The following is a 15,231-nucleotide window of genomic DNA, read 5'->3' as shown; positions in this document are numbered from 1 at the left end:
GACGCGGTTCGTGCATGTGTACGGGCCGACGGAAAACACCACCTTCAGCAGTGGCCATGAAGTCAGCCGCGCTGACGCCGTTGGCGTACGCCCGATTCCCATCGGTCGCGTGCTGCGGACCGATGTGGCACGCATCCTGGATGCACAGGGCCAGCCCGTGCCGGTAGGGGCTACCGGCGAGCTCCATGTGGGCGGGCCTGGCCTTGCCCTGGGCTACCTGGGCCGCGGTGCGCGTACGGCTGTGGCCTTCGTGCCGGATCCCTCCGGCAAGCCCGGCGATCGCCTGTATCGCACCGGCGACCTCGTGCGGCGTCTCGCAGATGGCGCGATGGAGTTCATCGGTCGGCAGGATGCCCAGGTAAAGATCAACGGCTACCGCATCGAATTGGAGGAGATCGAATCGGTCATCCGGACGATGGAAGGTGTCGTCCAGTGCCGTGTAGCGGTACGTCCGGATATGTCGGGCAGCCGCTGCATCTGCGGATACGTGGTGGCCGCGGCGGGTAGCACACTCGATGCGGCGACGGTGCGTTCCCGTGCGGCTGCGGCGCTACCCGGATACATGCGTCCGCAGCACGTATGGGTGGTGCCGGAATTGCCGCTCAATCCGAATGGCAAGGTTGACTGGAGCCAGCTGCCGGATCCGTCGGCAGCGACGGTGCCGGTGAGTGTCGTCCAGACGTGGACGACGACCGAGCGCGAGATCGCCGCGATCTGGCGCGATATCGCTGGCGTGCACGCGCAAACACCCGACACGGACTTCTTCGTTGCCGGCGGTGATTCGTTGCGCGCGATGGCTGTCTGGCATGCGGTGCAGGCGCGATGGGGCGCGCATCTGGCGCTCAAAGCATTCTTTGTCGAGCCCACCGTGGGTGCGACAGCCCGCGCCATCCGGTCCGGCGTTGATTCACCGGTGGACGTGCAGCGCCAGGAGGCCGTGGGCGACGGAATCTGGCCGATGTCACCGCTGCAGCAGGATCTGTTCTACGAGGCGCTGCTTGCCCCCGATAGCAGCGCCTACGCGATCAGCCTGATCGCCGATGTCGAAGGTCCGCTGCGACGTGATGCGTTACACCGGGCCGGACAGCGTCTGGCGGAGCGGCACCTGGCCTTGCGCTGCACCTATGCCGAAGAAGATGGCGAATTCATCCAGCGCCTGTGCAACGCGGATGTGCCGGTACGTTTTGATGCCGTCGGCGGCGATCTCTCGCGCGAGGCGTGGGAGCGACAGGGCACGGCGCAGTCGTTCGACCTGGAGACCGAAACCCCATTGCGGATCCGCGTCCTGCAGGACGGCGACGGACACGCCATCCAGCTCATCATTCACCATATTGCCTGCGATGCCTTGTCACTGCCGACGCTGATGGCTGATCTGCGCAGCGACTATGTCGCCCTTTGCGCCGGAAATGCGCTGCCGCCAGTGATCCCGGACACCGGCTATTTCGCACATGCGCGCCGGCAGGGCGCCTTCGTCGGCAGTACGGCCTTTGAGGCGGCGCTGTCTGCCTGGCGTGAGGAGCTGGCCTCCTACGCCACACCGCCGCACCTGGGCGCACCGGACGACCCGGCAGCAGGTACCACGCTTTGCGCCGTGCCCGTCGTATTCACGGCGGGTGAATGTGCGCAGCTGGATCGGGTCAGCGCGGCTGCCGGCTGCAGTCGCTTCGAATGGTTGCTGGCGAGCTGGTTCCGCGCCTGCAGTGAAGTGTTCGAATGTGACGACCTGGTCATCACCACGACGTGCAGCGGTCGTACGCGTCCGGAAGACGCGACGACGATCGGATATTTCGTGAATCTGCTGCCCATTCGCAACAACGCCTGCCGTGCTGCGCCGGCGATAGCAACGCTGGCCCTGACCCGCGAGCGCCTGCGCGCCGCACTCTCCCGGCAGGACGTTCCCTACAGCTACGTCCGGCGTCTCCTGCCGCGCACTGGAAGCGGTGCTGCGGTACCGATCAACTTCACCTACGTCGGCCAGGCTATGAGCGCCGGCGACTGGGGTGACCTGGTGGTCACTCGCGTACGCGGCCAGGCGGTCGAAGCCAAGTGCGCGATCAATCTCCAGCTTGCCGCGAGCGGCGACGCGCTTGCCGGAACGGTGCAGTTCATGCCGTCGCATACCGGCCGCGCCCGGATGCAGGAATTGGCGGCACGCTGGCGGAGCATCTGCCTGGCGGGTCTGGATGCCGTCGCGGTTCGCCGCCCGGAAGAGGTGGTCGGCTGATGCAGCGTCACACTGTCATTGGACCCTTGCCGGAGCCGTTGGATGCCTACCTGGTCACCCATCGCGACGGTCTGCGCCGGCAGCTGCACGTCAGCGGCGCGCTACTGTTTCGCCAGTCCGGCTGCGATTCTCCCGAGGCGTTTGCGCGGCTGGTGCGATGCTTCGCACCCGCGCTGATGCGTGAAAACGGTGAGCACGTCGCGCTGGGTGCGACTGAGCATATCTACACACCGGTACTGCACGCGCCGGAACAGAAGCTGGTCTGGCACAACGAGAACTCCTTCAACGCCGATTGGCCCGACATCATCGCGTTCCGCAGCGTGCGCCCGGCCGACCGGGGTGGCGAGACACTGCTGGTCGACAGCCGCGCGGTACTGGCCGCTATCGATCCTGACGTCGTCGCCGAGTTTCGTGCCAAGGGCGTGTGCTATGTGCGTACGATGGGCCTGGGCGTTGGCCTGGACTGGCGCCAGGTACTGCAGGTGTCGACGGCCGCACAGGCCGAACAGCATTGCCGGTCGCGTGGTATCGCGTTCCGCTGGTTGGACGATGACGTTCTGCAGACGCGCAGCATCCGTCCGGCCGTGGAAAGCCACGCTGTTACGGGCGAGGATTGCTGGTTCAACCAGGCCCAGCACTGGCATCCCTGGTTTCTGGGCGCTGACGTGCGGCAGGAACTGCGTGACGCCTTCGGCGACGAGGCGTTGCCGCGCGATTGCCGGTTTGGCGACGGCAGCGCCATCGACGATGACGTCATGGACCACATCAACACGGTCTATGAGCGACTGGAATGGAGTGTGCCCCTGGCGGCCGGCGATGTGCTGGTCGTCGACAACGTGCTGCTGGCGCATGGTCGCAATCCGTATGCCGGCCCGCGTGAATTGCACGTGGCCATGGGGCGCTATGTCGCCGAAGGAGATTCCGTATGAACGCGCACGTGAATTCTGAGCTGACGGGCGCGCAGCGGTCTGGCTGGCAGTTAGCACCGGCGCTGGCGGGACTGGGTGAATACGGCGACGCCCTGGCGGTGGAAGACGGCACGCGTAGCGTTGATTTTGCGACCTTTGCCCGGCACATGGATTGTGTCGCGGCGGCGTTGCGTGCGGATTACCCGCCGGATGCGGTCGTGGCGGTGGATATCGAACGCAGTCTGGAACTGGTGCTGGCCCTGTGCGCCTGTCTGCGTGCGGGCCGGGCTTTCGTGATCGTCAGCGGTACGCACGCGCTGGACCGTGCGCGTATGGCAAACGCCGGCGCCATCCTGCGTGCCAATCCGGGTACTTCCGCGCTGCTGCGCATCGAGCCTCTTTCGCCAGTCGCAGCGCAGCCGCTGCAGGGGCGTGAGTCCGATGGCGACCTGGCGTACGTGCTCTATACCTCCGGTTCGACCGGCACGCCCAAGGGCGTGGAAGTACGCCGTGACGGCTTGTGTAACTACCTCGCCTGGGCCGCGCGCCACTACGACATGGATGCGCTGGAGGGGGCTGTGGCGCATCTCAACCCGGCTTTCGACGCGGCGATTACGCAGTTGTTGCTCCCCATCGTCCGCGGTCGCTGTGTGCACATCGTCGCGCCGGGTCGCGAAATCACCGGGCTGGTGGCATCACTGGATTACCTGCGCGGACGCTGGTTGGTCAAGCTCACGCCCAGCCAGGTGGCGGCCATCGCCGTGGAACGCGGCGCGTCTGTGTTCGAGTCCTCGGGCGAACTGGTGCTGGGCGGAGAGGCACTGCTGGGCGATGTGCAGCGCGCCGCGGCGGCGCTGTTCCCGCGATACCGAATCCACAACGAATACGGTCCTACCGAAACCGTGGTCGGAAGCACGATCTACACGGCGTCCGTGGCCCGCTATGAGGGTTCGCTGCCGATCGGTACGCCGATCGACGCGACGTCGATCCGCATCGTCGATGCATGGCTTCGACCGGTGGTGCACGGTGAAACCGGCGAGATCCTGATCGCCGGTGCCGGTGTGGCGCGGGGCTATCGCGGACTGCCGCGTCGCACCGCGGAAGGTTTCGTGCCGGATCCGGCAGCGAGCCAGCCCGGCGCGCGCGCGTACCGCACTGGCGACTACGGCTATGTCGATGCGCAGGGATACCTGCGCTATGTCGGGCGTCGTGATGAACAGGTAAAGATCCGGGGACATCGCGTGGAACTCGGCGACGTGCGCGCGCGGGTGCAGGCACTCGCCGGCGTCGCCGAAGCCGCCGTAGAGGCGGTGGCCTTGCCCGACGGCGACCGCGAGCTGCGCGCCTACGTGCGGCTGGAGACCGGCACGACGCTTGCCGGTTTGCGCGCCAGCGCGCAACAGCATCTGCCGGAGCCCCTGCGCCCGGCGCACTGGTTTGCGGTGGCGCAGATGCCGCTGACGGCAAATGGCAAGCTCGATACCGCGCACCTGGCAGTCCTGGCGGATACTGCTCCTGTGCCAGCTGTGGACGTGGACGCCACTACGGCGACGGTCCTGCGGTTGTGGTCGGCGTTGTTGCAGCACGGCGATTTCGGTCCGGACGACGACTTCCACGCGGTCGGCGGCCATTCGCTGCTCGCTATTCGCCTTCGTGGCCAGATCCGGAAGCAGTTTGGCGCCAGCATTCCCCTGGCGACGCTGATTGCGCTGTCAACGCCGCGCCGCATTGCGGGGGCGATTGATGCGGCGATGGCAGGTGCGGATGTTGCTACGCCGCCGGCAGCGGCGGCCAGCGAAGTAACCGATGCGCCTTTGTCGCCGCTGCAACAGCCCCTGTGGCGCGCTGCGCTGAATGCGCGCCGTCGTGGACTGGCCGATCCATACCTTGTGCCCGTGGCGCTGCGCCTGCACGGTTCGGTTGACGAGGAGCGCCTGCGTGCCGCATTCGCCGGTGTCATTGCGCGCCACGGCATTTTCCACACGACGCTGGCGTGGGACGGCGAGGCGATCCGGCAGCGGGTCGGACAGGATCCGCTGTGGGAGTGGCACCGGGAGTCGCCGCTGGACGTGGCACTGCGCATACGACAGATCGCGGCCGAGCCGCTGGACCTGGAGCGGGGCCCTGTCGTTGCCGTCCACGCGCTGCGCGAGCCGTCCGGCAGCACCTGCCTGGTGCTGCGATTGCACCACCTGTTTATCGATGAGTGGTCGACGTCGCGGCTGATCGACGAGTTGTCGACGGCGTACACGCACGGTGTGGCGGCCTTGCCGTCGCCGCCGCCGCGGGATGCCTACGCGGCGTTCAGCGCCCGCCAGCACGCCGTGTCGGCCGAACGCAACGCCGTGCAACTGAACTACTGGGCCCGCGTGCACGCCGACGCACCGGCTTTGCCGGAGCTGCCGCGGCGCTCGGGTACCGGGACGGCGGGCGTGCTGCGTCGCAGTACCCGGCTCGACTCGGCATCGACCGAGGCATTGCGCGCCGCGGCCGCCGCGCAACAGGTGTCGATGCACACGCTGGTGCTGGCTGCGATCGGCATGGCGCTGGGGATTGCCGCTGATCTGCCCTTGGTACGCATTGCCGTGCCGATGGCGGTACGGGACGATGACGCGCTCCACGGCGTGTGCGGCTACTTTCTCAATAGCGTGCTGTACACGGTTCCGGTTGAGCGCCAGCGCCGGATGGTCGACATCGTGCGCGACGTCGGCGCGCGCAGCACCGGTGTGCTGGAAAACAAGGATGTCGCCTTCGAGCAGGTGATCGCCGCAACGCCGGCAATGGCCAGCGGAGCACATTCGCATGTGCGGTTCGTTTACAGCGAGTGGCTCCCGACCCCGGATTTCGGCGGCGACTGCCGGGTGGAGTACGTGCCGGTCGAGCGTGCGGGCGTGAAGTTTCCGCTGCTGATCTCGGCCCAGGCCGGGCCCGACGGACTGGAACTTCACCTGGACGCCGACACAGCGGTATACGAAGAGGCGCACGTGCGACAGTGGACGGATCATTGCCGGGCGCTGCTCACTTTCCTCGCGGAAGACCCGGCGCGCGACATGGCGTCGATCCGGTCTGCGCTGCATGGGCAGCGCCAGGCTGAGCAACAGGCGCGTACGCAGTCGCTGGCGGCGCGTCTGGCCGGTGCGGGACGCCGCAGTGTCACTGGTGCAAATTCCGTGGCGGAGCACCCGGCATCGCCGGATGGCCTTCACTGCGTGTCTGCGCCGTCGCTGTCCACATCGCTGCGTGACTGGATCACGCAGCACGCGTCCGCTATCCACGCACGGATTTCGCAGCACGGCGCCGTCCTGTTCCGCGGATTTGCCGAGCTGCCGATCGAGGAATTCGAGGCCTGTGTGGGGCTCCTCGGGCAAGGGGCGATGGTGGCGTACGAAAATCGCTCCACGCCGCGTACCCAGGTGCGGAACCACGTCTATACATCGACCGAATACCCGGCTGATGCGCAGATCCCGCTGCACAGTGAGAACGCCTATTCAGCGCGCTGGCCGGAACGGATCATGTTCTGGAGCCGCGAGGTTGCCGCGACCGGCGGTGAAACGCCGATTGCCGACAATCGTCGTGTGCTGGCTGCCATTCCTGATGTGACCCTGGAACGTTTCCAGGCGCGTGGCGTGATGTATGTACGCAACTACCACCGCGGCATCGGCCTGTCCTGGCAGGAGACGTTCCAGACAGCCGCGCGCGACGAGGTGGAATCGTATTGTCGCGCGCACGCCATGCAGTGGCAGTGGCTGCAGAACGACGTCCTGCGCACCTGGCAGACCTTGCCTGCGGTCCGGACCCATTCACCGACCGGTGCACGGGTGTGGTTCAACCAGGCGCACCTGTTCCATGTGTCGTCGCTGGGGGCGGCGGTGGAGCGCGATCTGCGCCAATTGTTCGACGAGCAGTCGCTGCCGCGCAACGCCTGTTTCGGCGATGGCAGTCCGATTGCCGCCGACGATCTGGAGGCAATCCGCCGTGCGTATGCGGCAAACGAAGTCGTCTTCGGCTGGCAGCGCAATGACCTGCTCGTACTGGACAATCAGCTGTACAGCCATGGCCGGCGCAGCTACACCGGTGCGCGTCGCGTGCTGGCGGGAATGACCGGGACAGGGCAGGACGCCCCATGACGCCACTGGAGCAGGCGGCGCTGGCATTGCTGGACCAGTTCGACGGCGCCAACAGCGCGCATTCGGATCGCACCGTGCGGGACCACGTCATCGGCACGCGTGACCTGTTGTTCGACTGGGGGCTGGACGAAGCCCTGCGTGCGGCGGCGTTGTGCCACAACGTCTACGGCACGGCCACATTCGCCGGCGCGGCGACGCTCGCTCAGCGTGACACTGTGCGTGCGGCGGTCGGTCCCGCGGTGGAGCGCCTGGTGTATCTGTTCTGTCGCGTCAGGCACCGCTCGCTGTTTGACGCGACCACTCCCTCGGCCATTCGCTTTCGCGATGTGCCGGCTGAAGCGCTGGACGGGGTCGATCATCGCGCGTTGCTGCACCTGGTACTCGCCAATACGCTCGACCAGTTTCCGTCGCGCTGGTGGGTCGGGCGTGCAGTGCAGACCCTTCAGGCGCCCATGTGGAAGCGCGTCGAGCGTCTGTTGGCCGAACCCGCACGCGCACGCTGGCAGGACGAGAGCCGGCGCCACCTGCGCAGCACCGTCGCCGCGCGCGTGGCCGTGTATGCATGGCGCGTCCTGGTCCGGGTCGGGCTGGCCCGCCGCCCCCACGATTGAATGACGATTCCGGTATGAACGCACTGGCAGACGAGACGCCTTTCCCCACCGACGACGCAGATCCCTGCGAATTGTCGCCATTGCAGAAAGCGCTGCTCGCTGCTGGCGACGGCCAGCGACGCGTGCGCGGCGTGTTCGACATCGACGCAAGCTACAGCGCGGAGGCGGTCAACCGCGCCTTTGCGCAGGTCGTCGCCTCCTGGGAGGTGCTGCGGACGCGCTACGAGGAATACCTAGGTCAAACCGTGCAGCGCGCGTCCGTCGTCGCGGCAGTGCCCTTGCCGGTGGTGAGTGCCGATGCGACGCAGGATGAGCCGGAAGGCGTGGCCGAGGCCGTCTGGGCACAGCTTGCCGAGTGCGCACCGGGGCTCTGGTCCGCGCTGGTACCGCACGCGGAAGGCCATCGCCTGGTGATGGTCGTGAACGCAGCATCCTTTGATACGAAATGCGTAGCTGTGTTCGCGGATACGCTGGCCGAAGCACTGGCTTCCGGAACGCCGGGCGAAGTGCCGATGCAGTACGCGGACGTCGCATCCTGGATGGCCGATGCCGCGGCGGAACCGCTGTCTGTCGCCTTGCCGGACGACGCGCCCGAACGCGATAACGGACCCACGGTCATTGCCTATGCCGCGCCGGTTGCGGCGCGCCGGCCCGCCGCGTTGCGCCGTACCGATCTGGGCGATGCGATCGGCCGGATCGCGATGGCGACGCAGACCTCGCTCGACGCGACGCTGGCCGCGCTGTGGGCCAGTGTGCTGCAGGATTTTGTGCCGGACGGTGCCGTTCACCTGGATCTGGGCATCGACGCACGCCCGCTGGAAGCACTGGATCGCTGTCCGGGACGATTCGCCATTTCCTTCCCGATCGCAATGACCACGACAGCCACCGCAACAGTGCGGCGGCGAGCCCAGCTGGCCCAACGCGCGATCGACCATGCCGCCGAATGGGCGCTGCGTTTTGACCTTCCCGTTCACTTGGCCCGTCGCGGCAGCCGGCGCTCGCCATTTTCCCTGGCCCTACGCGGCAACAGCGATCCGCGCCAGGCCGTTCGCGTGGCGTGGTGCGCCGACGAAACACTGGAGAGTGCGCTGCACCTGCAAGGCATGAGCGGGCCGGGGAATGCCATTGCATTGGAATGGCGGTTCGACGCGGCGCACTTCGATAGGGAAGCGATTGCCGTGCTGGTGGACCGCTTCGCCGCGCGCGTGAACGCGCATGGCGCTCCGCAAGCCTGCGACCGTATGCCCGATGCATTGGGTCCGGAAGAGCAGGCGATGCTCCGGCGCTGGGTGCGGCCCTCGTTGCCACGGGCGGACGTACCGGACATTTTTGCCTTGTTCCAACGGCAGGTCGCCCTGGCGCCAGACCGCATCGCGCTGCGCGATGGTGCCCGGACGCTCACCTATGCCGCGCTCGCGCACGCGGTTGCGCAGATGGCGTCGGAAGTTCGCCGGCAGGGCGCATGCCCGGGTGCGCGCGTTGCCATCTGTACGCCGGATCCCTTTGTCCAGGTTGTTGCGATGCTTGGTGCGTTTGCCTGCGACGCGGCATTCGTGCCCCTGGATCCCGCATGGCCCGCTGCGCGACGTGATGCCGTGCTCACGGACGCGCAGGCGGCCGTCTGCGTCGAGGCGGCGCCGGATTCGTCAGGTCTTTCACCGACACATGACACGATCGCCATTGACGCTACAGCATTGCCGGCCTACCTGGTCTATACGTCGGGCTCCACCGGAACACCCAAGGGCGTGGTGGTGACGCGCCGGCACCTGGCGCACTACGTTGCCAACCTGACGAGGACCCTGGCCCTCGAAGAACCGCTGGCATGGGCCGGCATCGGCACCTTTGCCGCGGACCTCACCTACACCGCGCTGTTCGGCGCCCTGGCCACCGGCGGTGAACTGCGGTTGATCGGTCGCGACCAGCTGGCCGATCCGCAGCGGTTGCTGGAGTCGCTGCGGATCGCTCCGGTGGACGTGCTCAAGACCGTGCCCAGCCTGGTGGCGAGCCTGCTGGCGCTGGATCCCTCCGGCGCCTTTCTGCCGCGACGGTGCCTTCTTGTCGGCGGCGAGGCCGTTCCGCCCGGCCTGGCGCACGCGGTGTATGAAGCGGCATCCGGCTGCGCCATCGTCAATCACTACGGCCCGACGGAAACCACCATCGGCGTCGTCGTCCATCCGCGCCTGGCGAATGATCTGCGCCGTCGTGGCGTGGCGGCGTCGGTCATCGGCAGGCCACTGCCGCACGTGGGTATGCGGGTAGTCGATGCAAACGGGGAAATGGCGGGTATCGGGATTCCCGGCGAGATCGTGATCCATGGTGCCAGCATTGCCGATGGTTACCGCAACGCACCGGCGAAAACCGCGGCGAGCTTCCTGCCCGATCCGTACGCCGAGACGCCCGGCGCGCGTTGTTACCGCACCGGCGACCTGGGGCGCTGGCTGCCCGATGGGTGCCTGGAGTTCCTGGGCCGAATCGATGGGCAGGTCAAGTTCAACGGTTTCCGTATCGAACCAGGCGAGATCGAGGAATGCCTGCGGAAGGTGCCCGGCGTGACCGATGCGTGCGTCGTGCCGGTGCGTGGCGCAGACGGTGCCGTGCTGCGTCTGCATGCGTTCGTCGCACCGATGGCGGCGGACACACGTGTTGCCGAGGCATGCTGCCGGGATGCGCTGCCTTCGGCGATGGTCCCCGCCTTCATCGATGCCCTGGCACTCCTGCCTCGGCTCACCAACGGAAAGCTCGACCGCAAGGCACTGGAAGCGCAGGCGGCCAGTGCACCGGAAGCGGACGCCGACCCCGACGCAACGCCGGCGCAGCGGCGCATCGGTGCGTTGCTGGGGAACTTGCTGGGTCGCGCCAATCTCGGCCCGAACACGGACTTCTTCGCCGCGGGCGGCAATTCGATCCTGGCGATCCGTGCCATTGGTGCACTGAACCGGGAGCTGGGTTGCCGGCTTCGGGCGGAAGTGATTTTCGAACACCCGACTCCGGCAGGACTGGCAAAGGCCGTTATGCATCAGGCGCCATCGCTGCCGCCGATTTCGCGTGCCCAGCGGACGGGCCTGACGCGTCTGTCCCCGGCGCAGGAGCGCTTGTGGATCGCCGCGCAACTGCTCGAACCGCAGGCGTTGACCATCCCGCTGCGGATCCGCCTGGCTGGTGACGTCAATCCACCTGCGATCGATGGTGCCCTGCGGGCCATCCTGCGGCGCCACGAAGTGCTGCGCTCGTACATTGTCAGTGTCGATGGCCTACCACTCGCACAGGTGGCGTCGGTACCACAACCGTTTCTGGAGTGCGCCGACGCCCTCGACGGCAGTGCCTTCTTTGCGCGTGGGTTCGACCTCGCCACCGAACTGCCGCTGCGCGCCCGCCTGGGCGCGGTGGGACCCGGACAATGGGAATTGCTCCTGGCCTTCCACCACGTGGCGGTCGATGCCTGGTCACTGGAAATCTTCTTCAAGGAACTGGCCGCGCACCTGCGTGACGCGTCCGCGGTGTCCGCCGACTTACCCGTGCAATACGTGGACTACGCCGCGTGGCAGCGGTCATTGCTGGAAGGTGAAAAGGGGAGGCAGCTGCAGATACAATGGCAACGCTATCTCGCCGATAGCGAGCCGCGCATTGAGCTGGATCCGGCATTTGACGGGGCGACGGCTCAGCGCGGCGCCGCCGTGGTGCGCGCGGAACTGCCAGGGGAAATTCTGGACAGATTGCGTTCGCAGGCTGCAGCTGCGGGTGTCAGTCTGTTCGCGGCATTGCTGGGCGGTTTCCTGGCGGTCCTGCGCAAGGTTTCCGGCTGCGACGACATAGTCATCGGCACACCGATGGCAGATCGCGCAGCCCCTGAGCTGGAAGAAGTGATCGGTCTCTTTTTCCATGTGCTGCCGCTGCGCGTGCGCATGAATGCCGCGATTCCGGCGGCCGACCTGTGGCGCCGGGTGCACGGCGAACTCGCGCGACTGTGGGCCCTGCGCGATATTCCCTTCGATACGCTGGCCGATGCCATACCTCGCAGCGACGACCGCCTGCAACCCTGGTTCAACATCGTCTTTACCCAGCGCGACGCGGCGGACGGTTCGTCCACGACGCTGCAGGTGCCCGGTGTTGTGGCACACGTGGAGCGTCCGACCCAAGCGGTAGGGCACTACGACGGGTTCTGTGCGATCGAGACTAGCCCGACCAAAGCGACCTGCATCCTGGAGTACCGCAGCGACCGTATCGGCGCGGCAACCGCGCAGCGTCTGGTCGATTGGTGGGTGGCGGTAGTGGCCGACCAGTCGCAGCGCCCTGGGGCGTTGCTGGGTGCACACGGTCTGGGTGAGGCGCCGATTCTGGCCGGTCGATCGGCGCCTGCGGTACCGCCCCTGTTCAAACGTCTGGACGATTGGCGAGCGCAATGCGCGGAGGCTGACGCCGTACAGTCCGAGGGCGTCGTGCTCAGCCGGACCAGGTTGGGACAGCGCGTCGATGCCGTGGCTGCGGCACTGGGTGACCGCCACCGCATCGGCGAACGCGTGGCGCTGTGTCACTCGCGCGGCGCGGACCTGGTAGTCGCCTTGCTTGCGATCTGGCGGGCGGGGTTGGTGTATGTGCCGATCGATCCCACGCTGCCACCGGCGCGGCGTGAAGCCATCGTGCAGGACGCGCAACCGGTCTGCGTCCTGGTTGACGATGGCGCCGCCGACGAGCGGGGATTCCAGGGCACGGCGTGCCTGTCCGTCCGCAGCCTGGAAGCGGAAGGCGTGCAGCGCTTGCCGGCGCACTGGCTGGTTCCCGCGCCTGCACAACCGGCCTATCTCATCTACACATCCGGCAGCACCGGCCGGCCGAAGGGGGTCGTGGTGCCGTGGATGGCGTTTGCGGCATTTCTCGATACCGTGTCGGCGCGTTTGGCACTGACACCATCTGACGTGCTGCTGGCCACATCCAGTGTCGGTTTCGATATTTCGCTGCTGGAACTGATTCTGCCCCTGGTCTGTGGCGGTGTAGTGCGCGTCGCTCCCGACTCGGCGTGGCAGGATCCGGAGTCGCTCGCCCGATCGCTGGCCGATGCAACGGTGCTGCAGGCTACGCCGTCGGCCTGGCAACTGCTGCGACCGTACCTGGACGGCCTGCGCTTGCGCCACGCCCTGGTGGGCGGCGAGGCCGTGCCGCGCGATCTGGCGGCGACACTGCATTCCGTCGCTGATTCGGTGTGGAACATGTACGGTCCGACGGAAGCGACTATCTGGGTTGCCGCGGCCGCTATCGACGCAGTGCCGACGGTAGGGGGCGGCGCCGTAGTAGACATCGACGGCCCCTTGGCGGGCACGTACTGGCATGTCGTCGATGCGGATGGGCACGATTGCCCCGTCGGTATGCCGGGTGAACTGGTGCTCGCCGGTCCGTTGGTAGCCACGGGCTACCACGGGCTGCCGCGGCTGACGGCCGAGCGATTCGTCCCGGGCGAGAACGGCGCGCGCCAATTCCTCACCGGCGATCGCGTCGTGCGTCTGTCCAGTGGTGCGGTGCGCTTCCTTGGGCGCCGTGACGGCATGGTTAAGCTGCGCGGCTATCGCATCGAATTCGCCGATATCGAAGCCGCACTGCGTGCGCTGGACGGTGTCGCCAATGCCGCGGCGCATGTTGTCGGCGACCGGCTCTTTGCGTGCATCGTACCGACCGCGACGTCCTCGCCGGTACCGGCGGAGGCCGTGCGTGCGGCGGTGGCGCAGCGGTTGCCGGCCTACATGGTGCCGGCCCATATCAGTGTGGTGGAAGCCTTGCCCACCACGGCTTCCGGCAAGCTGGACCGCAGGCGTTTGCCGGTACCCGTGATCACGACAGAGACAGTAGCCGATGTGCCGTTTTCCCCGCTCGAAAGAGTGGTGGCCGACGCATTCGCGACTCTGCTGGGGCGACCCGTCACACAAGCCAATGACGACTTCTTCCTGTCGGGCGGAAACTCCCTGCTCGCCGCAAGACTGGTGGCGTTACTGGGCAGCAGCAGCGGCGCCGATCTGCCACTGCGCGACGTGTTCCGCGATGCCACGGTCGCTGGTATCGCGCGGCGCCTGCAGCGATCCGGTGCACCGGCCGTTCCACTGCCGGCAGTGACGCCGACGCTTCGCCGCGAAGGACCCTTGTCCCCGTACCAGGAGGGCATCTGGCTGGCGCAGCGCCGCGGCGATACCGGCGCCACCTACCATATTTCCGCTGCCGTGGTGCTGCAGGGCGCGCTCGATGTGGCGCGGTTGCGGCGCGCGATCGCGGCGCTGTACCTCGAGCAGGACCAACTGCGCTGCGTCATCGTGGAAACCGCCGGTACGCTTTCGCAACAGACCTCCCTGGATGTGCAGCCCGAATGGATCGCAGTGGATGCGACAGACGTGCTCGTGGATGAAGCCGCGCTGCTGCGCGAATGGCGTGCGCAGGCGTTTGACCTGCGCCGGCCCGGCTATTGCCGGTTCGGCCTGATCCGGCGCAGCGCCGATGTCCATGTGTTGAGTATCGTGCTGCATCATCTGATTGCGGACGAATGGTCCTGGCGCCTGGTGCTGGAGCGCCTGCAAGCCTTGTACGTGGCTGAGGCGCCAGCGGCGCAGGACGTGTCGCCGGCCGGTTATGTCGACTATTCCGTGCTACTGGAACGGGAGCGCGATGCGCACTGGCTCACGCGCCAGGCGGCATTCTGGGCAGATGCGTTGCGCGGCAGCCCGCCGCTGCTGGAACTGGCGGCAGCGCGGCCGCGGCCGGTGCGGCGCCAATTCCGGGGTGAAGCGATCGATGTCCTGGTAGGCGGTGAAACCACGCGAGCGCTCCAGGCATTGGCACAGGCGCATTCGACCAGTCTCTTCGCGGTGCTCGCGGCGGCCTATGCGGTGCTGTTGCACGCAGGCAGTGGGCGGCGCGACATCGTGATCGGCACGGCCGCGGCAAACCGGCGCCTGGCGGGTACCGAGCACATTGTCGGGCAGTTCTCCAACGTCCTGGCGCTGCGGATCGGCTTGGATCCCCAGGCCCCGTTCCACGCCTTGCTCGAACAGGCGGCGGATGTCGTGAGTGGTGCGCTTGATCACCAGGAGTATCCGTTCGCCGCGGTCGTTCAGCAGTTGGGCGTGCAACCGTCCGCGGCATTCGCCCCGGTGGTGCAGAATTTTCTGGTTTTCCACAATACTCCGAAGGCACAGGCGGCATCGCCCTGGCGTGTTCAGGTGCTGGCACCGGCCTACACCCACTCCGAATACGATCTTGACCTCGGCCTGGCGCTGCGCAGTGGTGCCCTGGAGGGGTACCTGCGCTTCAACAGCGACCTGTATGACCGCTCTGACATGAGCGCGTTGGCGGCGCAGTGGGGGGCGCTGCTGGACCAGATCGGC

Annotated in this window: 4 protein-coding genes and 1 pseudogene (1 of these 5 cut by a window edge); all 5 read left to right on the top strand. The window is 67.1% G+C overall.

Features of this window, described 5'->3' with window-relative positions:
* A protein-coding gene (locus N4264_RS16075; protein WP_261693252.1) for a non-ribosomal peptide synthetase crosses the window boundary here: on the top strand, positions 1–2,224 show its 3' portion. Its footprint begins 2,408 nt before the window's first position; the window shows 2,224 of its 4,632 coding nt (coding positions 2,409–4,632); its start codon lies off the left edge, out of view; the stop codon is at positions 2,222–2,224.
* Positions 2,224–3,153: a TauD/TfdA family dioxygenase gene (locus N4264_RS16070; protein ID WP_261693251.1), complete on the top strand. Its 930-nt coding sequence runs from the start codon at positions 2,224–2,226 to the stop codon at positions 3,151–3,153. The genes N4264_RS16075 and N4264_RS16070 overlap by 1 nt, the downstream gene beginning before the upstream one ends.
* Positions 3,150–7,259, top strand: coding sequence for a non-ribosomal peptide synthetase (locus N4264_RS16065; RefSeq protein ID WP_261693250.1), 4,110 nt, complete (start codon positions 3,150–3,152; stop codon positions 7,257–7,259). Before N4264_RS16070 ends, N4264_RS16065 begins: the two co-directional genes overlap by 4 nt.
* Positions 7,256–7,870, top strand: a complete 615-nt coding sequence (locus tag N4264_RS16060; protein ID WP_261693249.1) for a DUF6817 domain-containing protein — start codon at positions 7,256–7,258, stop codon at positions 7,868–7,870. Before N4264_RS16065 ends, N4264_RS16060 begins: the two co-directional genes overlap by 4 nt.
* Positions 7,822–15,231: pseudogene (locus N4264_RS16055) on the top strand (amino acid adenylation domain-containing protein); the annotation flags it as partial. The gene N4264_RS16060 and the pseudogene N4264_RS16055, both read left to right, overlap by 49 nt.

The sequence above is a fragment of the Tahibacter amnicola genome (assembly GCF_025398735.1).
Taxonomy (GTDB): domain Bacteria; phylum Pseudomonadota; class Gammaproteobacteria; order Xanthomonadales; family Rhodanobacteraceae; genus Tahibacter; species Tahibacter amnicola.
The sequence above is the reverse complement of the archived record's forward strand: the minus strand, read 5'-3'. Positions and strand labels throughout refer to the sequence as shown.